We start from the raw sequence: 21411 nt of genomic DNA, 5'->3' as shown, positions 1-21411 counted from the left end.
GTCGAAAGTTGCTAGCTTGGGATCAAGTATAGAAGCTGGATTGAGGCAGGCAGGGGTAGTGGCAAAATGATAGTGATCATTTTGTTATTAAAAAGGGGATTTATAGCTTTGAATCACTCCGTAGCAGCTGATGAGCGGAGCGAGGCTGCGTCCGGCGGCAAAGCCGTCGTAAATACTGAGCATGGGTTCTTTCAGGAAGATCTCATACTCAGGATTTACGATCGCTTCGCAATCGGACGCAGCCTCGCTACGCTCGTCAGCTGCTACGCAAGCTTTTGTTAACCCGCTACCAGCACGCGAATGGCTTCAAGGCGCAAGGCTGCTTTTTCAAGCATGGCCAGGCTTTGTTCACGCTGCTTGCGCAAGGCAACCAGTTCGCTGTCCCGAACGCTTGGGTTGACCGCTTGCAGGGCGGTCAGACGTGCCAGTTCTTCTTCGGTGTCGGCGGCCAGACGGCGCTGCGCTTCGGCCACGCGCTCAGCATGGCGGGGTGCAATCTTGGCTTCACCGGCATTGATCTTAGGCGTCAGCTGATCGCGCTGGGCCTGAACGAACTTGTTGGCGCTTGCACGGGGCACGCTTTCCAGTTGCTCATTCAGGGTGTCGAAAGCCACGCGGGACGACAGGTCGTTACCGTTGGCATCGAGCAGGCAGCGCAGGGCGGCAGGGGGCAGGTAGCGACCCAGTTGCAGTGAACGCGGGGCTACCACTTCACTGACGTAAATCAGCTCGAGTAACACGGTGCCAGGCTTGAGCGCCTTGTTCTTGATCAGGGCGACGGCGGTGTTGCCCATCGAGCCTGACAGCACGAGGTCCATGCCGCCTTGCACCATCGGGTGTTCCCAGGTGATGAACTGCATGTCTTCGCGTGACAGGGCCTGGTTGCGGTCGTAGGTGATGGTCACACCCTCGTCGTCGCCCAGCGGGAAGCTGGCGTCGAGCATTTTTTCGCTTGGCTTCAGGATCAGCGCGTTCTCGGAATGGTCTTCGCTGTCGATGCCAAAGGCGTTAAACAGGGTTTCCATGTAGATCGGTAGGGTGAACTGATCGTCTTGCTCAAGGATCGCTTCAACCAGCGCTTCGCCTTCGCCCGAGCCGCCGGAGTTAAGCTCCAGCAAGCGATCGCGGCCAGTGTGCAGTTCTTGCTCAAGACGCTCGCGCTCAAGGCGCGCTTCGTCGATCAGTGCCTGCCACTCGTGATCGTCCGCAGCTTCAAGCAACGGCAACAGGCGTGGGCCGAACTGGTGTTGCAGGGCGTTGCCGGTCGGGCAGGTATTGAGGAAGGCATTTAGCGCTTCGTGGTACCACTGGAACAGACGCTGTTGCGGGCTGGTTTCAAGGTACGGCACGTGCAGTTCGATGATGTGCTTCTGGCCGATACGGTCCAGACGGCCGATACGCTGCTCCAGCAAGTCCGGGTGGGATGGCAGGTCGAACAGTACCAAATGGTGGGCAAACTGGAAGTTACGGCCTTCGCTGCCGATTTCGGAACAGATCAGCACTTGCGCGCCAAACTCTTCATCTGCGAAGTAGGCCGCTGCGCGGTCACGCTCAAGAATGTTCATGCCTTCGTGGAAGACCGTTGCAGGAATGCCGGAACGCACGCGCAGGGCGTCTTCCAGATCCATAGCGGTTTCGGCGTGGGCGCAAATGACCAGTACTTTGGTGCGCTTGAGCATTTTCAGGGTGTCGGTCAGCCACTCAACCCGAGGGTCAAAGCGCCACCAGCGTTCTTCATCACTGGCATCAGGCTGGGACTGGAAGCTGACTTCCGGGTACAGCTCGGCGTGTTCGCCCAGCGGCAGCTCAAGGTATTCGGCCGGGCACGGCAGCGGGTACGCGTGCAGCTTGCGCTCCGGGAAGCCCTGGATCGCAGCGCGGGTGTTACGGAACAGGACGCGACCGGTGCCGTGGCGATCAAGCAGCTCGCGGACCAGACGGGCGCTGGCCTCTGCATCGCCATCATTGACGGCGGCCAGCAGGGTATCGCCTTCGGCACCGAGGAAGCCGTGGATGGTTTGATGAGCTTCGGGTGACAGGCTGCCTTTATCCAGCAACTCCTGAACGGCTTGAGCCACCGGGCGATAGTTTTCGCTTTCGGCGCGGAACGCGGCCAGATCGTGGAAACGGTTAGGGTCCAGCAGGCGCAAGCGCGCAAAGTGGCTGTCCTGACCCAGTTGCTCTGGCGTTGCGGTAAGCAGCAGTACGCCCGGGATTACGCCGGCGAGCTGTTCAACCAGGCCGTACTCGGGGCTGACGTTGTCTTCATGCCACACCAAATGGTGCGCTTCGTCGACCACCAGCAGGTCCCAGTCGGCATCAAACAGCGCAGCCTGCGCCTTGGGGTCGTCAACCAGCCATTCCAGGGCAACCAGTGCCAGTTGGCAGTCTTCGAACGGGTTGCTGGCATCGCTTTCGATAAAGCGTTCTTCATCGAACAGCGCCACTTCGAGGTTGAAGCGACGACGCATCTCGACCAGCCATTGGTGCTGCAGGTTTTCCGGGACTACGATCAATACGCGGTTGGCGCGGCCACTGAGCAGTTGGCGGTGAATGACCAGGCCGGCTTCAATGGTTTTGCCCAAGCCTACTTCGTCGGCCAGCAAAACCCGTGGAGCAATACGGTCTGCCACTTCGCGGGCAATATGCAGTTGGTGTGCAATAGGTTGCGCACGCACCCCACCCAGGCCCCACAGCGGCGACTGCAGCTGACGGCTGGTGTGTTCAAGGGTGTGGTAGCGCAGCGAGAACCAGGACAGCGGATCGATTTGACCGGCAAACAAACGGTCGCTGGCCAGACGGAACTGGATAAAGTTCGACAGTTGGGTTTCTGGCAGGGTCACGGCTTCGTTTTGCTCGTTGAGGCCGTGGTAGACCATCAGGCCGTCGACGTCCTCGACTTCGCGCACGGTCATCTTCCAGCCTTCGAAGTGGATGATGGTGTCACCTGGCGAGAACCGAACACGCGTGAGCGGTGCGTTGCGCAGCGAATATTGGCGGGTTTCGCCAGTGGCCGGATAGAGCACGGTCAACAAGCGACCGTCCTGTGCCAGAACGGTGCCTAAACCTAGCTCTGCTTCGCTGTCACTAATCCAGCGTTGCCCCGGTTGATACTGCTGCGCCATGCTGCCTGACTCCCGCTTTGAAAAAGCCGAGTATATTAACGGATCAGTGGCCCCAGTCCAAAGGACTCTCATAAAAAGCTGCCCGGCATAAAAGAAGCCAATGCAGTTATCGACGAACGGCCCACCGCTACAGGTTGCCGTCGCCGACAGCCAGAAGACAGGAGAACAATAACTATGTTGCCGTCAATCTTGCCGCTGGGTGCTGTACCCGTGACCTCCGCACAGGACCCCGTGCGTCCTCGACCCGACATTCCGCCCGTGGCGCCGGCCCAAGCCAGTTCCAGTGAATGTGCCATTGATCTGAAGAACAACGATGCCGATCAGACCACCCTGCTGTTGCGCGAAGAGCAGCAGCGTCAACATGACAAACGTCGTCGTGAAGCCCGGGAGCAGGAAGGGGGAACGCAAGCAAGGGCCGAAGACGGTGTGCCGGTTGCGCCCGTGGTTGATGGCCTGCAGCGCCAGGGGGTGTGGGTCGATATCAAGGTGTAGGTTTTTTTTCTGGTCAGCGCGTAGCTCGCATCGCATTATTGGCGCACTGAAACACACTGACAGTGGTCTGATTGTTTATGAGCCAAGACACCAAGCTGGTCGATCTGGGCGCCGAGCGCGCCAAACGAGTACACGACCTCAATGAAAAACGCTTGATCGAAGTGCGCAACGCATTTGAACAGGCAATGCCGTTGGCAAAAGCTGCGAAAAAGCCGAAGAAAAAACCGAAAAAGCGCTGAAGTGCCTGTTTTCGATGATCTGCGTCAAATAATCCCCTCAACTGAGCACTGGCCGTGGATCACTATTGATCCCGGTCAAGTTGTGCGCCTATGCAAGTGATTAATCTAGCTTCAACAGACACACAATCAGACTTGCGCAGGAGGCCGTCATGTTTCTCGATAATGTGGTTATCGCCGGAGTTCTTACGGTCGGCCTCATGGTGTTGTTTTTCGCAGGTCTGGGCATTTTTATCTGGAAAGACTCCCAGAAGCGCAAATAGCGCCGAGTCTTTTTAGTGAATGAGCACGCAAGGCATTTTGGGCGACTTCGGTCGCCTATTTTTTTGCCTGTGTGTTTTGTCTACAGCATTTCACCCCTCTGAGGGAGCGAGGCTGCTCGCGAAGACCTCCAGAAGATCGCGATTTTTCCAGTCAATGCACGCTGATGCTCATATCCTTCGCGAGCAGTCTCGCTCCCACAAATTGTTGCGGCATAAAAAAAGGTACGGCCCGTGAGGGACGTACCTTTTTTGTTCGTCGCTGAATCAGGCGAGAGCTTTGGACGCCAGCCAGAACAGTGTCGCAGACAGTGCGATGGTGGCCGGTAAGGTCAGCACCCACGCCATCAGGATGGTCTTGATCGTGCCACCTTGCAGGCCGCTTTTGTTGGCGACCATGGTGCCCGCCACGCCCGACGACAGAATGTGCGTGGTCGATACGGGCAGGGAGAAGATGTTGGCCATACCGATTGCGAAGGCTGTGGTGATCTGAGCCGCCATACCCTGGGCATAGGTCATGCCTTGCTTGCCGATCTTCTCACCGATGGTTTTAACCACGCGTTTCCAGCCAACCATTGTGCCCAGGCCCAAGGCCAGTGCGACGGCCAGAATCACCCAGAACGGGGCGTATTCAGTGGTGGCGGTCAGGTCTTTGCGCAGTTTTTCGAGGTCCGCTTTTTCGCGGGAATCAAGCACTGGCAATTTGCTGACTTTCTTCGCCGTGTCATCCAGGCAAAGCAGGTAGCGACGGATCTCGATACGTTTTTCAGCTGGAATCGAGTGGTAGTCTGCTACGCCTTTAAGCGAGCCAAGCAGCGCCTCGATGGTCGGTTCGGTTTGCTGCGGGTTGCAGCTGAACTGATCCGGCAAGTCGCCTTTTACGCTTTTGCCCAGCGCCAGGAACTCGGTCAGCGACGCATTGTTGCGCTGATAGAACTGGCTCAGGTGCAGGGTGGCGTCACGGGTTCGTTCGATCTGGTAAGTGGTGCTGTTCAGATCCAGAACGAACGCGCTTGGCACGATGCCGATCAGTACCAGCATGATCAGGCCGATGCCTTTCTGGCCATCGTTGGAGCCGTGAACAAAGCTGACGGCCATGGCCGAGATCACCAGAACGAGACGGTTCCAGAACGGCGGATGCTTTTTGTCGTCCAGCTTGCGGCGTTGCTCCGGAGTCTTGTGCATCTTGGATGCAGGACGCCACCACTTCAGGGCGATCAACACCAGGCCAGCAACCAGGAAGCCGGCCATTGGCGAGAACACCAGCGAGGCGCCAATATCGATCGCCTTCTGCCAGTTAACCCCGTCGCTTACCGGAATGCCGCTGATCAGGGCATTGGCCAGACCTACGCCCAGGATCGAACCGATCAGGGTGTGGGAGCTTGACGCGGGAATCCCGAAATACCATGTTCCGAGGTTCCAGGTGATGGCCGCTGCAAGCAAGGAGAACACCATGGCCAGGCCATGTCCGGTGTTCACATTGACCAGCAGCTCTACCGGTAGCAGGTGGACGATGGCATAAGCCACGCCGACCCCGCCCAGCAGAACGCCGAGGAAGTTGAACACACCGGAAAAGAACACCGCCAGATGAGGCGGCATGGCTTTGGTGTAGATGACTGTCGCAACCGCGTTCGCGGTGTCATGAAAGCCGTTGATGAACTCAAACGCGAGAACAAAGGCTAGGGCGAAGAAGAGGCTGATAAGAACCCAGGCGTCCAATCCGCTTAATAGATCGATCATGAAGGTTTTCTGACACGGTCATAAAGGGGGGCGGATTATGCCAGAAAACCCCGGTAATCAATGCACTAGCTGCCCGTTGGTAACATCTATAAATGAAAAAACTCGTAAGGGGCTTCTATAAATAGGCGTAGGAAATTCCCTTCAAACCACTGATACCAAAGGCTATAGGGGGTTTCGAAGGGCACGCTCAAGCGCTTGCGCTGGTCTGATCCGACTACATGAAATTTATCAAATCAGAGGTTGCTGCGGGATCGGTTTGGGCTCTTACATTGCCAGCAGCCACATCCGTTCATGCAAATGGCGGGTGCGCAAGGGGCAGCAAGCCGTTGTCTGTACAGATTTTCAGACGCTGGTCAGGGCTCTTCGGCTTTGAGTTCTTTTTCGATTTTCTGGATTTCTTGGGTGAAAGCCTGGTCGAGCAGACTGGCACGTTTGCGCCAAGGTTTACGCCCGGGCTCTGACTGAGCGGCGTAGGTCGTCACTTCGCCACCATAAACATCCTTGAAACGTTGTTCCTGACGCTCAAGTTCTGCGCGCAGTTCGTCTTTCGTCACTGTCTTACCTAATTGAGTTGAGATTAAACCTGGTGAATCACCGTGCAGGGAGGTTGATTCATATGACGAATGATAGGCGATAAGGCAATTGCCTATTTATAACGTCACGCTTAAATAAACCACGCGATGCACTCGGGCACGTCATCAACTAACACATGAACGTCGCCGTTGGTAAGTGTTCACCCCGCAGGGAAACAACACACGATGCACATTACGGTAGCGCCATGAGTCTCTATTGAACTCAACGAGTTGGTTGGATCCAATCTTTCGCACAGGCTTGAGCTTGTGCGCTCAAAAACGTTCGGCCCTAAAGTGCTATTACTATCGCCGAATAACTTTACGTCCGTCAACTTCCCAGTGAGTGCAGTGTTATAAATGGGTGTGAATTATCGAACAGTCCGGTCGTGTCACTCTATTAATGCGCTCCCTGGTAGTTGGACAATCAAGTTATTTAACCCTCTGGCTGAACTTAACCTGACTCGATATAAAATAGACGTTTTCTATCATTGCTCCGTATGTTTGCGCGGGGCTAATGACTTCAATTAATGCCGGGAGAACGTATGACAGGCTAACCAGGGGCTGTCGCAGAGGGTTGAGATTGCGATTATCGGCCAACGGTTCGATAATCGCCCGGCGTGCCATAACTATAAATAGCTGAAGCTGGGGGTTGGGAATGAATGATCAACTGCGCAATGGCGTAGCCAGTATCGCGCCACCGATTGTGGCGTCACCGGCCAAGCGTATACAGGCATTTACCGGCGACCCTGACTTTATGTCGTCGCTGGCCCGAGGCCTGGCGGTCGTGCAGGCGTTTCAGGAGCGCAAACGGCATCTGACCATTGCGCAGATCAGCCATCGCACTGAAATCCCGCGGGCCGCAGTGCGCCGCTGCCTGTACACCCTGATCAAGCTCGGTTATGCGACCACCGATGGCCGAACCTATTCCTTGCTGCCTAAAGTGCTGACCCTGGGCCATGCCTATCTGTCGTCGACGCCGCTGGCGGTAACGGCCCAACCGTATCTGGACCGCATGAGCGAACAATTGCACGAGGCGTGCAACATGGCGACCCTCGAAGGCGATGACATCCTCTACATCGCCCGCTCGGCAACGACCCAGCGCCTGATCTCGGTAGATCTGTCGGTAGGTGGCCGTCTGCCTGCCTATTGCACCTCGATGGGACGCATCCTGCTGGCAGCGCTGGATGATGTGACGTTGCACGAATATCTGGCCCACGGTGAGTTCCAGGCTAAAACCAGCCGTACCCTGCACACACCCGAGGCCTTGCTTGAATGTTTGCAGCAAGTGCGGGAGCAAGGCTGGTGTGTGGTCGATCAAGAACTGGAGCAAGGCCTGCGCTCGATTGCCGTGCCGGTGTATGACGCTTCCGGGCAAGTGCTGGCAGCCTTGAACGTCAGCACTCACGCGGGTCGGGTTACTCGCACCGAGCTTGAACAGCGCTTTTTACCGATCATGCTCAACGCAAGCCGTGAACTGAGTACCCAGTTGTTCAGTTGATGCAGCAGCTACTAAGCGTTCGATAAACGCACACTTAAGCGTTTATCGAATTGCGTGCTGGCAGTGCGCTGCTTAATGTCGCCTCAGCGCCCCGTTCGAAGTCCGCTGCGCGTTCTTCGGCACCTGGCCAAAATAATAATGAAGAGGCTACACGCCATGAGCACCCCAATCTGTCCGTCATTGACGCAGTCACTGCACAGTCGCCCGAAGATTCGTTGATCCCCCGATAGTTTTTAGTGTGAGCCGCCAGCCTCTGGCCGGTTTTTGTTCGCCCTGGTTTTTACTCGGTATAAAAATAATGAATTCACCCCAGTCTCCCGTCGGCAACTGCCTTGATGTGCAGTCCTTCATCAATGCTCAACCCTTGTCACGCTACCAGTGGCGCGTGGTGATCCTGTGTTTTCTGATTGTTTTCCTCGATGGCCTGGACACCGCTGCAATGGGCTTTATTGCACCGGCGCTGTCTCAGGACTGGGGCATAGATCGCGCCAGCCTGGGGCCGGTCATGAGTGCCGCCCTGATCGGCATGGTGTTTGGTGCGTTGGGTTCGGGGCCGCTGGCGGACCGTTTTGGTCGCAAAGTGGTGCTGGTGGTCGCGGTACTGGTTTTTGGCGGGTTCAGCCTGGCGTCGGCCTACAGCACCAACGTTGATCAATTACTGGTGTTGCGCTTTTTGACCGGTTTGGGACTGGGGGCCGGGATGCCCAATGCCACCACGTTGCTGTCGGAGTACACCCCTGAACGCCACAAGTCCTTGCTGGTGACCGGCATGTTCTGCGGCTTCAACCTGGGCATGGCCGCAGGCGGGTTTGTCTCGGCCAAGCTGATCCCTATGTATGGGTGGCACAGCCTGCTGCTGATCGGCGGGGTGTTGCCGCTGATCCTGACCCTGGTTTTAGTGGTGTGGTTGCCTGAATCGGCGCGTTTTCTGGTCGTACGCAATCGCAGTATTGAGCTCGTGCGCAAAGCCTTGGCCCCGATCAATCCGGCAGTTGTGGCTCAAGCTGCAAGCTTCAGTGTGCCGGAGCAAAAGACCGTCAAGGCCCGCAACGTGTTTGCGGTGATTTTTTCCGGCACCTACAGCACGGGCACCTTGTTGCTGTGGCTCACCTATTTCATGGGGCTGGTGATTGTGTATCTGCTCACCAGCTGGCTACCGACGTTGATGCGTGACAGTGGCGCAAGCATGGAGCAGGCGGCATTCATTGGCGCTCTATTCCAGTTCGGCGGGGTGCTGAGTGCGGTGGGTGTGGGATGGGCGATGGACCGATTCAATCCGCACAAGGTGATCGGCATTTTCTACCTGCTGGCCGGGGTGTTTGCCTACGCTGTGGGCCAGAGCCTGGGCAACATCACCCTGCTCGCCACCCTGGTGCTGGTGGCCGGTATGTGTGTGAACGGTGCGCAATCGGCGATGCCTTCTTTGGCTGCACGTTTCTACCCGACCCAAGGCCGCGCCACGGGGGTGTCCTGGATGCTTGGCATTGGTCGCTTCGGTGCAATTCTGGGTGCATGGATGGGCGCGACGCTGCTGGGACTGGGCTGGAACTTCGAGCAAGTGCTGACCGCGCTGGTGATTCCTGCCGCTCTGGCAACCGCTGCGGTTTTGATCAAGGGCATGGTCAGCCATGCGGACGCAACCTGATCGTTGTCGTGCTAACTATGTGTTCGATTAACGAACACATAGTCGATTATCGGATTGTTTGAGCGAAAGCTGCGGCTTAACCTGCTGAGCATCCGGTGTCGCTCTGGCGCACCTTCTTCAATCGCAGTGGCTTACAAAAAACGGGAGCTACCCCAGATGGCAGACATCATTTCGTTACACGACGCGGTGAAACAATTTGTGAGCGATGGCGACACCGTTGCCCTCGAAGGTTTCACTCACCTGATTCCGACTGCAGCGGGTCATGAAATCATTCGTCAGGGCAAGAAAGATCTGACCCTAGTACGGATGACACCTGACCTGGTCTACGACCAGTTGATCGGTGCCGGTTGTGCACGAAAATTGATTTTCTCCTGGGGGGGCAATCCGGGTGTTGGCTCGTTGCATCGTCTGCGCGATGCCGTTGAGAAGCAGTGGCCGCAACCGCTGGAAATTGAAGAACACAGCCATGCCGACCTGGCCAACGCCTACGTGGCGGGTGCCTCGGGCCTGCCATTCGCCGTGCTGCGTGCCTACGCAGGCTCTGACCTGCCCAAGGTCAACCCGCTGATCAAGACGGTCACTTGCCCGTTCACGGGTGAAGTGTTGGCCGCCGTGCCGGCGGTGCGTCCGGACGTGACGGTGATTCATGCGCAAAAGGCTGACCGCAAAGGCAACGTGCTGCTGTGGGGCATTTTGGGGGTGCAGAAAGAGGCGGCGTTGGCGGCCAAGCGCTGCATCGTCACGGTTGAAGAAATCGTCGACGACCTGCAAGCCCCTATGAACGCCTGTGTACTGCCCACCTGGGCACTTAGCGCGGTATGCCATGTGCCGGGCGGCGCGCATCCTTCCTACGCCCACGGCTACACCGAGCGCGATAACGTCTTCTATCAGGCGTGGGACCCGATTGCTCGCGACCGTGAGACGTTCACTGCCTGGATCAACGAATACATCCATGGCACTGCAAATTTCAGTGAGTTCCAGGCCAAGCTGGCCCGTGCTCTGGAGGCAAAATAATGACTTACTCCACCAATGAAATGATGACCGTTGCCGCCGCTCGCCGTTTGAAAAACGGCTCGGTGTGTTTTGTCGGGATCGGCCTGCCTTCCAAAGCGGCCAACCTGGCGCGCCTGACTTCATCGCCCGATGTCGTGCTGATTTACGAGTCTGGCCCGATTGGCGCCAAGCCCAATGTACTGCCGCTGTCGATTGGCGACGGTGAGCTGGCTGAAACCGCTGACACCGTGGTGTCCACCAGCGAAATCTTCCGTTACTGGCTGCAAGGCGGCCGGGTCGATGTGGGCTTTCTGGGCGCTGCCCAGGTCGACCGCTTCGGCAATATCAACACCACAGTGGTCGGCGACTATCACCAGCCAAAAGTGCGCCTGCCAGGTGCAGGTGGTGCGCCGGAAATCGCCGGGTCGGCGAAAAGCGTGCTGATTATCCTCAAGCAGTCCGCCCGCTCATTTGTCGACAAACTGGACTTCATTACCTCGGTAGGTCACGGCGAAGGCGGCGACTCCCGCAAACGTCTGGGCCTGCCAGGCGCGGGCCCGGTCGGGATCATTACTGACCTGTGCACCATGGAACCTGAAGCGCAGACCAACGAATTCGTGGTCACTGCGTTGCACCCGGGGGTGACCCGCGAGCAAGTGATCGCGGCCACCGGCTGGGCCATTCGCTTTGCCGACAACGTGCAGCAGACGGCGGCCCCGACCGATGTTGAGCTGACGGCCTTGCGCGATCTGGAAGCGCGCACTGCACTGGCCCACGGCCAGGCACCGGGAGAAGCGTGATGCGTGAAGTCTTTATTTGCGATGCGATTCGTACACCCATTGGCCGTTTTGGCGGTGGTCTGGCAACGGTTCGTGCGGATGACCTGGCTGCAGCACCAATCAAGGCACTGATCGAGCGCAACCCTAGCGTGAAATGGGACGAAGTCGACGAAGTGTTTTTCGGCTGTGCCAACCAGGCCGGTGAAGACAATCGCAACGTAGCCCGCATGGCCGCGTTGCTGGCCGGGCTGGCGCCAACCATTCCCGGCGTGACGCTCAACCGTCTGTGTGCCTCGGGCATGGATGCCATCGGTACGGCGTTCCGCGCCATTGCCAGTGGCGAGATGGAGTTGGCGATTGCCGGGGGCGTTGAGTCCATGTCACGAGCGCCGTTTGTGATGGGCAAGGCCGATGCGGCGTTCTCACGCAACATGAAGCTGGAAGACACCACCATCGGCTGGCGTTTTATCAACCCGCTGATGAAAGCCCAGTACGGTGTCGATCCGATGCCACAGACGGCGGACAACGTGGCCGACGAGTACAACATTTCTCGCGCCGATCAGGACGCTTTCGCCCTGCGCAGCCAGCAACGTACTGCGGCTGCCCAGGCTGCAGGTTACTTCGCCGAAGAAATCGTGCCGGTTCGTATCGCCCATAAAAAGGGCGAAACCATCGTTGAGCACGATGAACATCCCCGTGCGGACACCAGCCTCGAAACACTGGGCAAACTCAAGCCGGTCAACGGCCCGGACAAGACCGTTACCGCAGGTAATGCCTCGGGGGTCAATGACGGGGCGGCGGCGCTGATTCTGGCGTCGGCCGAGGCGGTCAAGCGTCATGGCCTGACCCCTCGTGCTCGAGTCCTGGGCATGGCCAGCGCCGGTGTGGCGCCGCGTGTCATGGGCATCGGCCCGGTGCCTGCGGTACGCAAGCTGGTTGAGCGCCTGGGTCTGGCGGTCAGCGATTTTGATGTGATCGAACTCAACGAAGCGTTCGCCAGCCAAGGCCTGGCCGTATTGCGGGAGTTGGGCCTGGCAGATGACGCGCCGCAGGTTAACCCCAACGGTGGTGCCATTGCGCTGGGCCACCCGCTGGGCATGAGCGGGGCACGAATTGTGATGACCGCCCTGCATCAGTTGGAAAAAACCGGCGGCAAGAAAGGCCTGGCCACCATGTGCGTGGGTGTTGGGCAAGGTCTGGCATTGGCGATAGAGCGGGTCTGATAGCGCTCAATACTGACTCTGTGGGAGCGAGCCTGCTCGCGAAGACTCCTGGTTTACTGGATAACCGCGTTGCTCTTGAGACCTTCGCGAGCAGGCTCGCTCCCACGGTCTCAGTCGTTCGGCTTATTGCGGTTACGGCGCTATATGTTGCAAGGTGTGTCTGATTGCAACTAAAACCTGATGAGTACATAAACATGACAACAGAAACTCACTACACAGGAGAGGAGCGTAAAAAAAGGATCTTTGCGATTGTCGGTGCGTCCTCCGGCAACCTTGTCGAATGGTTCGACTTTTACGTTTACGCCTTTTGTGCGATTTACTTTGCGCCTGCTTTTTTCCCCTCCGATGACCCTACGGTGCAGTTGCTCAACACCGCCGGTGTGTTCGCGGCCGGCTTTCTGATGCGCCCCATTGGTGGCTGGCTGTTTGGCCGGGTCGCCGACAAGCATGGGCGAAAGAATTCAATGATGATCTCGGTGCTGATGATGTGCGCCGGCTCGCTGGTCATCGCCTGTTTGCCTACCTACGCCTCGATTGGTGCCTGGGCTCCGGCCCTGCTGTTGATGGCGCGACTGTTTCAGGGACTGTCAGTGGGGGGCGAATACGGCACCACGGCGACCTATATGAGTGAAGTGGCGCTCAAGGGGCAGCGCGGCTTCTTTGCCTCTTTCCAGTATGTGACGCTGATCGGCGGGCAACTGTTGGCTGTGTTGGTGGTGGTGATTCTTCAACAGTTCCTGTCAGAAGATGAACTGCGAGCCTGGGGCTGGCGCGTACCGTTCGTGATCGGTGCCATTGCTGCGCTGATTTCGTTGATGCTGCGTCGCACCCTGAAAGAAACCACCAGTGCCGAAACCCGTCAGGACAAGGACGCCGGCAGCGTGAGGGCATTGTTCCGTGACCATAAGGCAGCGTTTATTACCGTGTTGGGTTACACCGCAGGCGGCTCGCTGATTTTCTACACCTTTACCACCTATATGCAGAAGTACCTGGTGAATACGGCCGGTATGCATGCCAAAACCGCCAGTTACATCATGACCGGTGCGCTCTTTCTATATATGTGCATGCAGCCGCTGTTCGGCATGCTGGCGGACAAGATCGGTCGACGTAACAACATGCTCTGGTTTGGTGCGCTGGGTACGCTGTGCACGGTGCCGATCCTGCTGACCCTGAAAACCATCAGCAGTCCGTTCCTGGCCTTTGTGTTGATTACGTTGGCGCTGGCGATTGTCAGCTTCTACACCTCAATCAGCGGGCTGGTTAAAGCCGAGATGTTCCCGCCGCAGGTGCGTGCGCTGGGCGTGGGGCTGGCGTATGCCGTCGCCAATGCGATCTTTGGTGGTTCGGCGGAGTATGTGGCGCTAGGGCTCAAGTCGATGGGTATGGAAAACAGCTTCTACTGGTATGTGACGGTCATGATGGCCATTGCCTTCCTGTTCAGCTTCCGCTTGCCCAAGCAGCCCAAGTACCTGCACCACGATCTGTGATGTAACCGCGCGCGCCATCGGTGGCGCGCGCCTTCTAAGGAAGGTTTATGAGTCATCAGCTTTTCGATGCGTACTTTACGGCCAAGGCCATGGGCGAGGTCTTTAGCGACCATGGCCGGGTGCAGGCCATGCTTGACGTCGAAGCGGCTCTGGCCCGGGCGCAGGCCGGGGTTGGGGTGATTCCTCACTCTGCGGTCGCGCCTATTCAGGCGGCGTGTCGAGCTGAACTCTACGATTTCGAAGCGTTGGGCCTGGCAATCGTCAGTGCCGGTAATTCGGCGATTCCGCTGGTCAAAGCCTTGGGCAAACAGATTGCCAGCACCGCGCCCGAAGCCGAGCGTTACGTACACCTGGGCGCAACCAGTCAGGATGTGATGGACAGCGGTGTTGTGCTGCAATTGCGGACCGCTCTGGGGCTGATCGAGCGTGACTTGACGCAATTGGCGGACATCCTCGCCGACCAGGCTCAGCGCTATGCCACTACGCCTTTGGCCGGACGCACCTGGTTGCAGCAGGCCACGCCGGTCACGTTGGGGATGAAGATTGCCAGTTGGCTGGGTGCCGTCACCCGTAACCGCCAGCGCCTTAACGAACTGAAGCCGCGTTTGCTGTGCCTGCAGTTTGGTGGTGCTTCGGGCACCCTGGCGGCCTTGGGCGATCAGGCGATGCCGGTGGCACAGGCGCTGGCCAATGAGTTGGGCCTGAATCTGCCTGAACAACCGTGGCATACCCAGCGTGATCGTCTGGTGGAGTTCGGCGCGGCTCTTGGATTGATCGCCGGGGGGCTTGGCAAAATCGGTCGCGATATCAGCCTGCTGATGCAGACCGAGGCCGCCGAAGTATTTGAGCCGTCAGCTCCGGGCAAGGGCGGTTCTTCGACCATGCCGCACAAGCGCAACCCTGTGGGCTGCGCAGTGTTGATCAGTGCCGCGACACGGGTGCCAGGCTTACTGAGCATCCTGTTCAGCGCCATGCCCCAGGAGCACGAACGCAGCCTGGGCCTGTGGCATGCCGAGTGGGAAACCTTGCCCCAGATTTGCTGTGTCGTGTCCGGTGCGCTGGTTCAGGCACTGAACATTGCCCAAGGGCTGGAAGTGGACAGCGAGCGCATGACACGCAATCTTGACCTGACCCACGGGCTGGTGCTGGCCGAAGCGGTGAGCATCGTCCTGGCCCAGCGAGTAGGGCGCGAAACGGCGCACCATCTACTGGAGCAGTGCTGCAAACGTGCGGTGGCTGAACAGCGCCATTTGCGTGCGGTCTTGGGCGATGAGCCTGAAATCACTGCACATCTGAATGCAGACGAGCTGGATCGCTTGCTTGATCCGGCCCATTACCTTGGCCAGGCGACGACGTGGGTCGAGCGTGCGCGGGCTGAACATTTTGCGTTGGTCCTCTAAAGGAGAAGCTCGTGGGACGTGTACAACTCGCTGAAGGTGAACTCAATTACCGGCTGGAGGGCCCGCAAGGTGCGCCGGTGCTGGTGTTGTCCAACTCTCTGGGGACTGATCTGGGGATGTGGGATACGCAGATTCCGGCATTCGCCGAGCATTTCCAGGTGTTGCGTTACGACACCCGTGGTCATGGCCAGTCCCTGGTAACCGAGGGCCCGTACAGCATCGAGCAACTGGGCGGTGATGTGTTGACGCTGCTGGATGCCCTGAATATCGAGCGGGCGCATTTTTGCGGGCTGTCGATGGGCGGCTTGATTGGCCAGTGGCTGGGCATCAATGCCGGTGCTCGCTTGCACAAGCTGGTGGTGTGCAACACCGCGGCCAAAATTGGCGAGCCTTCGGTATGGGACCCGCGAATTGAAATGGTATTGCGAGACGGCGCGCAGGCGATGGCCGGGCTGCGTGATGCATCGATTGCACGCTGGTTTACCCCTGATTTTGCCCAGGCCAATCCCGGGCAGGCCAAGCGTATAACCGACATGCTCGCCGCGACTTCGCCACAGGGTTACGCAGCCAACTGTGCTGCTGTGCGCGATGCAGACTTTCGCGATCAGCTGGGCGCCATAGAAGTGCCCATGCTGGTGATTGCGGGCACTGAAGATGCGGTCACGCCGCCTTCGGGCAGCCATTTCATTCAGGAACAGGTGCGAGGCGCGCAGTACGCCGAATTTTATGCCGCGCACCTGTCCAACGTGCAGGCGGGCGATGCGTTCAGCCAGCGCGTGCTGCAATTTTTGTCAGCGGTCTGAGGGATTTTTTGTGGACGAAAAACAACGTTACGACGAAGGCATGCAAGTACGCCGTGCAGTGCTGGGTGATGCCCATGTCGATCGCAGCCTCAACGCCCTGACCGAATTCAACAGCGAGTTCCAGGAAATGATCACCCGCCATGCCTGGGGTGATATCTGGACCCGCCCCGGTTTGCCACGCCATACCCGCAGCCTGATCACCATAGCCATGCTGATCGGCATGAACCGCAATGAAGAGCTCAAACTGCACCTGCGAGCGGCAGCAAACAACGGGGTGACCCGTGCCGAGATCAAGGAAGTGATTATGCAGAGCGCCATTTACTGCGGCATCCCGGCAGCCAATGCCACGTTCCACCTGGCAGAGTCGGTGTGGGATGAATTGGGGGTTGAGTCGCGGGTTTAATAGATACATGTGGGAGCGGGCTTGCTCGCGATGCAGGCTACACGGTTTGCCAGGCAAACCGAGGTGATGCCATCGCGAGCAAGCTCGCTCCCTCAGGGTCATAAACAACAAACCCGCCAAAAGGCGGGTTTGTTGTTTAACCGATACGCATCACGCCTTCGGTGGTTGATCCGAAACAGGGCGGTCTTGCCCGGTTTGTTCGAACCAGCCGCCACCCAATGCTTTGTACAGCGTGACTTCACTGGTCAGCTGCGAAAGACGATCGGTGATCAGTGATTGCTGCGCGCTGAACAACGAGCGCTGGGCATCAAGGAAGGTCAGGTTGCTGTCGATGCCAATCCGATAACGACGTTCGGCTAACCGGTAGTAATCCTGGTTGGCGTTGACGAAATCGGTTTGTGCCTGCAACTGCTGGTTGTAGGTCTGACGCGCAGCCAGGCCGTCAGATACTTCCTGGAAAGCGGTCTGAATCGTTTTCTCGTACTGAGAAACGGTGATTTCTTTCTGGATTTTCGAGTAGTCCAGGCTGGCGCGCAAAGCCCCTGCGTTAAAGATCGGCAGGTTGATCTGCGGCGAAAACAGCCAGGTACCCGAACCGCCCTTGAACAGCCCCGACAGGTCAGGGCTCAAGGTCCCTGCATTGGCCGTGAGGCTGATGCTGGGGAAGAACGCTGCACGTGCCGCGCCGATGTTGGCGTTGGCGGCCAACAGCTTGTGTTCGGCCTCCAGGATGTCCGGACGACGTTGCAGCAGGTCCGATGGCAAGCCAGCAGGTACTTCGCTCAACAGGTCGGCTGCCAGCGGTTTGGCCGCAGGCAGGTTGTCCGGGATGGTGGTACCCAGCAGCAGTGCCAGGCTGTTCTGATCCTGAGCCACCTGACGGGTGTACCTGGCCAGCTGGACCTTGGCGTTTTCCACCGACGTACGTGACTGGCTCAGATCCAGTGCCGAGGCCACACCCACTTCATTGCTGCGCAACGTGAGCTTGTAGCTCTCATCGAACGTCTTGAGGGTGTCTTCGGTCAGTTTCAGCAGCTCTTTGTCAGCCTGCCAGGTCAGGTAGGCATTGGCGACACTGGCCACCAGACTGATCTGGGTGGAACGTCGGGCTTCTTCGGTTGCAAAGTAGTTCTGCAGTGCCTGATCGCTAAGACTGCGAACCCGGCCGAACAAGTCCAGTTCGTAGGCGCTGACCCCAAGGGTTGCCGAATAAGAGCTGGTGATACCCGATTCGCCGGTTTGCGACATGCGTGCCGGAGTGCGCTGACGGCTGCCGCTGCCCGTGGCCGAGACGGCCGGGAACAGGTCAGCACGCTGGATGCGGTACTGCGCGGCATAAGCGTCAATGTTCAGCGCCGCGACTCGCAGGTCACGGTTGTTCACCAAAGCCGTCTGAATAAGCTGCTGCAGCGCCGGGTCATGGAAAAATTGACGCCAGCCTTGTTCTGCAGCGGCCTTGTTGGCCGCCTCGGTTGGCGAGTAGGCCGGGCCTTGCGGGTATTGCGCCGCTACCGGCGCTTCAGGGCGCTGGTAGTCGGGGATCAGCGAGCAGCCGCCCAGCGTAAACGCTGCGACAGCTACTGCGAGAAGCGACTTGCTCATTGGCCAGCCTCTTGGTTTGGAGTTTTAGTCAGATCCACTTTCGTCTTCGACTCTTTTTTGCTGCCAATGGACGATACGGCCACAAAGAACAGCGGTACCCAGAACACGGCCAGTACGGTTGCGGTGATCATGCCACCGATAACACCCGTACCAATAGCGTGCTGGCTGCCCGAGCCTGCGCCCGAGGAAATGGCCAACGGGATCACACCCAGTACAAACGCCAGCGAGGTCATGATGATCGGACGCAGACGCATGCGGCACGCCTCGATCGCAGCCTCCGACAATGTTCGTCCCTGTTCATGCAGTTCCTTGGCGAACTCGACGATCAGAATGGCGTTTTTCGATGCCAGACCGATGGTCGTAAGCAAGCCCACCTGGAAGTACACGTCGTTGGACAACCCCCGCAGGCTGGTTGCCATAAGTGCACCGATAATACCCAGTGGTACCACGAGCATGACTGCAATCGGGATCGACCAGCTTTCGTACAGTGCGGCAAGACACAGGAAGACCATCAGCAAGGAAATAGCGTACAGAGCAGGTGCTTGCGAACCTGATAGACGTTCCTCGAATGACAGCCCCGTCCAGGAAATACCAACACCCGCCGGCAGCTTTTTCGCCAGGGCTTCGACTTCGGCCATGGCTTGACCACTGCTGTAGCCCGGAGCCGGAGAACCGAGGATTTCCATCGCTTCTACGCCGTTATAACGCGACAGCTTCGGAGGACCGTAGATCCATTTGCCTTTGGCGAATGCCGAGAACGGCACCATGGTTCCTTCACCGTTACGCACGAACCACTTCTTCAGGTCTTCCGGGTTCATCCGCGAGTCAGCGGCGCCTTGGAGGAACACCTTCTTCACACGGCCGTGGTCGATGAAGTCGTTGACGTAGCTGGCACCCAGGCCGATCGACAGGGTGTTGTTGATGTCGCTCAGCTCAACGCCCAGGGCACGAGCTGCTTCGTCGTCGATTTCCAGTTGGTACTGCGGCTCATCGTTCAAGCCGTTTGGACGTACGCCGGCCAGAATCTTGCTTTGTGCAGCCATACCCAGGGACTGGTTACGGGCAGCCATCAGCTTCTCGTGACCGATACCGGAGCGGTCTTGCAGGTAAACGTCAAAACCAGTGGCGTTACCCAATTCCATCACTGCCGGCGGAGCAAACGCGAACACCATTGCATCACGGAAGGTGGAGAAGTGCGCCTGAGCACGGGCAGCCAGTGCAAACACACTGTTGTCCGCATCTCGCTCGCCCCAAGGCTTGAGCATGATGAACGCAAGGCCCGAGCTTTGACCGCGACCGGCGAAGTTAAAGCCGTTTACGGTAAACACAGAAGACACCGCTCCCGACTCTTCTTTCAACAGGTACTCGCGCATCCTGTCGATTACATCCTGAGTGCGTTCAGCAGTGGTGCCTGCGGGGGTTTGTACCTGTGCAAACAGTACGCCCTGGTCTTCTTCCGGAAGGAAGGAAGTAGGGATACGGGTAAACAGGAACACCATACCGACCACGATCAGTACGTACGCCAGCAGGTACGGAGCCTTGTGGCGAAGGATGCTGCCGACACCTTTTTCGTAGCGCTTGACGCCACTGTCGAAGGTGCGGTTGAACCAGCCGAAGAATCCGCGCTTGTTCTCGCCGTGATCACCCTTCTGGATAGGCTTGAGCATGGTGGCGCACAGCGCCGGGGTGAAGATCAATGCAACCAGTACCGACAGGGCCATCGCCGAAACGATCGTGATCGAGAACTGTTTGTAAATCACACCGGTAGAACCGCTGAAGAAGGCCATTGGCAGCAGTACCGCCGACAGCACAAGGGCGATACCTACCAGAGCACCCTGGATCTGCTCCATGGATTTCTTGGTGGCTTCCTTGGGCGGCAGGCCTTCTTCGGCCATTACCCGCTCGACGTTTTCCACCACCACAATCGCATCATCCACCAGCAAGCCGATGGCCAGAACCATGCCGAACATGGTCAGGGTGTTGATGCTGAAACCGGCAGCGGCCAGGATGCCGAATGTACCGAGCAATACAACCGGTACCGTCATCGTGGTGATGATGGTGGCGCGGAAGTTTTGCAGGAACAGGAACATCACCAGGAACACCAGTACGACGGCTTCAACCAGGGTTTCAACGACGCCCTTGATCGATGCCGATACCACTGGCGTGGTGTCATACGGGTAAACGACTTTCATGCCTTGCGGGAAGAAAGGTTCCAGGTCGCCGATGGTCTTGTGCAGTGCTTTTGCCGTGTCCAGGGCGTTGGAGCCTGGCGCCAGCTTGATTGCCAGACCCGAAGACGGCTTGCCGTTGAACTGTGCGCTGATGCTGTAGTTCTCGCCGCCCAGTCCAACCTCTGCCACATCGCTCAGGCGAACCTGGGACCCGTCGGTGTTGACCTTGAGCAGGATCTTTTTGAACTGCTCGGCGGTTTGCAGACGGGTTTTACCGATGATGGTTGCGTTCAACTCCTGACCTTTGACGGCAGGCAGGCCACCCAGTTGCCCGGAGGACACCTGTACGTTCTGTGCGCTGATGGCCGACTTAACGTCCACCGGGGTCAGGTTGTACTTGTTCAGCTTGGCCGGGTCGAGCCAGATACGCATGGCGTACTGGGCACCGAACACCTGGAAGTCACCCACACCTTCGGTACGGGAAATCGGGTCCTGCATGTTGGAGACGATGTAGTTCGACAAATCGTCCTTGTTCATGCTGCCGTCTTCAGACACCACACCGATTACCATCAGGAAGTTTTTCACTGCCTTGGTAACGCGGATACCTTGCTGCTGAACCTCTTGAGGCAGCAGTGGGGTCGCCAGGTTGAGCTTGTTCTGTACTTGAACCTGAGCGGTGTCGGGGTCTGTACCTTGCTCGAACGTAGCGGTGATGCTCATGCTGCCGTCGGAGTTGCTTTCAGACGAAACATAACGCAGGTGGTCAATACCGTTGAGCTGCTGCTCGATCACCTGAACCACGGTGTCCTGCACGGTTTGCGCCGAAGCGCCCGGGTAGGTCACGGAGATAGAGATGGCCGGTGGCGCGATGCTCGGGTATTGGTTGATCGGAAGCTTGAGGATCGATAGAGCCCCGACCAGCATGATCACCAGGGCAATTACCCAAGCGAAAATCGGACGGTCGATAAAAAATTTCGACATG

At 58.0% G+C, this 21411-nt stretch carries 17 protein-coding genes; 12 read left to right on the top strand and 5 right to left on the bottom strand.

All coding sequences use genetic code 11. From position 1 onward, the window contains the following. Nucleotides 1-278 precede the first annotated feature (278 nt). Complete coding sequence (gene rapA / locus TU76_RS03355) at nt 279-3125, bottom strand: RNA polymerase-associated protein RapA (protein WP_019827879.1); 2847 nt, start codon at nt 3123-3125, stop codon at nt 279-281. A 174-nt stretch (nt 3126-3299) separates the two neighbouring features. On the opposite strand from rapA, the gene TU76_RS03350 reads away from it, so the two are divergent. The 3 genes from TU76_RS03350 to ccoM all read left to right on the top strand — a co-directional run bounded on the left by TU76_RS03350 (nt 3300) and on the right by ccoM (nt 4116). Continuing rightward, the gene (locus TU76_RS03350; RefSeq protein ID WP_046809438.1) at nt 3300-3617 is read left to right on the top strand and encodes a hypothetical protein; all 318 of its coding nucleotides are present in this window, start codon (nt 3300-3302) and stop codon (nt 3615-3617) included. Nucleotides 3618-3694: 77 nt separating this feature from the next. Further along, complete coding sequence (locus TU76_RS25375; RefSeq protein ID WP_019827877.1) at nt 3695-3856, top strand: hypothetical protein; 162 nt, start codon at nt 3695-3697, stop codon at nt 3854-3856. A 149-nt stretch (nt 3857-4005) separates the two neighbouring features. Further along, the gene (ccoM, locus tag TU76_RS25790; protein ID WP_016779744.1) at nt 4006-4116 is read left to right on the top strand and encodes a cytochrome c oxidase subunit CcoM; all 111 of its coding nucleotides are present in this window, start codon (nt 4006-4008) and stop codon (nt 4114-4116) included. 264 nt (nt 4117-4380) lie between these two features. Here ccoM and TU76_RS03340 read toward each other — a convergent pair whose 3' ends face one another. Together TU76_RS03340 and TU76_RS03335 are read right to left on the bottom strand one after the other, a co-directional pair. Then, a complete protein-coding gene (locus tag TU76_RS03340; protein ID WP_019827876.1) occupies nt 4381-5853 on the bottom strand; it encodes an inorganic phosphate transporter in 1473 nt (490 codons plus the stop codon). A 353-nt stretch (nt 5854-6206) separates the two neighbouring features. Further along, on the bottom strand, nt 6207-6407 hold the full coding sequence (locus TU76_RS03335; protein WP_019827875.1) for a hypothetical protein: 201 nt from the start codon (nt 6405-6407) through the stop codon (nt 6207-6209). 673 nt (nt 6408-7080) lie between these two features. On the opposite strand from TU76_RS03335, the gene pcaR reads away from it, so the two are divergent. From pcaR to pcaC, 9 genes are all read left to right on the top strand, one after another. Beyond that, nucleotides 7081-7923, top strand: coding sequence for a pca regulon transcriptional regulator PcaR (pcaR, locus tag TU76_RS03330; protein WP_048351076.1), 843 nt, complete (start codon nt 7081-7083; stop codon nt 7921-7923). A gap of 298 nt (nt 7924-8221) precedes the next feature. Beyond that, nucleotides 8222-9568: a 4-hydroxybenzoate transporter PcaK gene (pcaK, locus tag TU76_RS03325; RefSeq protein WP_046809436.1), complete on the top strand. Its 1347-nt coding sequence runs from the start codon at nt 8222-8224 to the stop codon at nt 9566-9568. A gap of 156 nt (nt 9569-9724) precedes the next feature. Then, nucleotides 9725-10582 (top strand): CoA transferase subunit A, encoded by an 858-nt coding sequence (locus TU76_RS03320; protein ID WP_019827872.1) that lies wholly within the window; start codon nt 9725-9727, stop codon nt 10580-10582. Then, nucleotides 10579-11361: a CoA-transferase subunit beta gene (locus tag TU76_RS03315; protein WP_173667421.1), complete on the top strand. Its 783-nt coding sequence runs from the start codon at nt 10579-10581 to the stop codon at nt 11359-11361. Before TU76_RS03320 ends, TU76_RS03315 begins: the two co-directional genes overlap by 4 nt. Beyond that, a complete protein-coding gene (pcaF, locus tag TU76_RS03310; protein WP_173667389.1) occupies nt 11358-12563 on the top strand; it encodes a 3-oxoadipyl-CoA thiolase in 1206 nt (401 codons plus the stop codon). The genes TU76_RS03315 and pcaF overlap by 4 nt, the downstream gene beginning before the upstream one ends. 194 nt (nt 12564-12757) lie before the next feature. Beyond that, nucleotides 12758-14050, top strand: a complete 1293-nt coding sequence (locus TU76_RS03305; RefSeq protein ID WP_019827869.1) for an MFS family transporter — start codon at nt 12758-12760, stop codon at nt 14048-14050. 47 nt (nt 14051-14097) lie between these two features. Next, on the top strand, nt 14098-15450 hold the full coding sequence (locus tag TU76_RS03300) for a 3-carboxy-cis,cis-muconate cycloisomerase (protein ID WP_019827868.1): 1353 nt from the start codon (nt 14098-14100) through the stop codon (nt 15448-15450). An 11-nt stretch (nt 15451-15461) separates the two neighbouring features. Then, nucleotides 15462-16253, top strand: a complete 792-nt coding sequence (gene pcaD / locus TU76_RS03295; RefSeq protein ID WP_019827867.1) for a 3-oxoadipate enol-lactonase — start codon at nt 15462-15464, stop codon at nt 16251-16253. A gap of 10 nt (nt 16254-16263) precedes the next feature. Continuing rightward, nucleotides 16264-16656 (top strand): 4-carboxymuconolactone decarboxylase, encoded by a 393-nt coding sequence (gene pcaC / locus TU76_RS03290; RefSeq protein ID WP_019827866.1) that lies wholly within the window; start codon nt 16264-16266, stop codon nt 16654-16656. Between the two features lie 150 nt (nt 16657-16806). Here the strand turns inward: pcaC and TU76_RS03285 are convergent, their stop codons facing one another. Next, nucleotides 16807-18258, bottom strand: a complete 1452-nt coding sequence (locus tag TU76_RS03285; RefSeq protein ID WP_019827865.1) for an AdeC/AdeK/OprM family multidrug efflux complex outer membrane factor — start codon at nt 18256-18258, stop codon at nt 16807-16809. Beyond that, nucleotides 18255-21410, bottom strand: coding sequence for an efflux RND transporter permease subunit (locus TU76_RS03280; RefSeq protein WP_048351074.1), 3156 nt, complete (start codon nt 21408-21410; stop codon nt 18255-18257). The genes TU76_RS03285 and TU76_RS03280 overlap by 4 nt, the downstream gene beginning before the upstream one ends. Between the last annotated feature and the right edge of the window lies 1 nt (nt 21411).

The sequence above is a fragment of the Pseudomonas psychrophila genome (assembly GCF_001043005.1).
GTDB lineage: Bacteria > Pseudomonadota > Gammaproteobacteria > Pseudomonadales > Pseudomonadaceae > Aquipseudomonas > Aquipseudomonas psychrophila.
The sequence above is the reverse complement of the archived record's forward strand: the minus strand, read 5'-3'. Positions and strand labels throughout refer to the sequence as shown.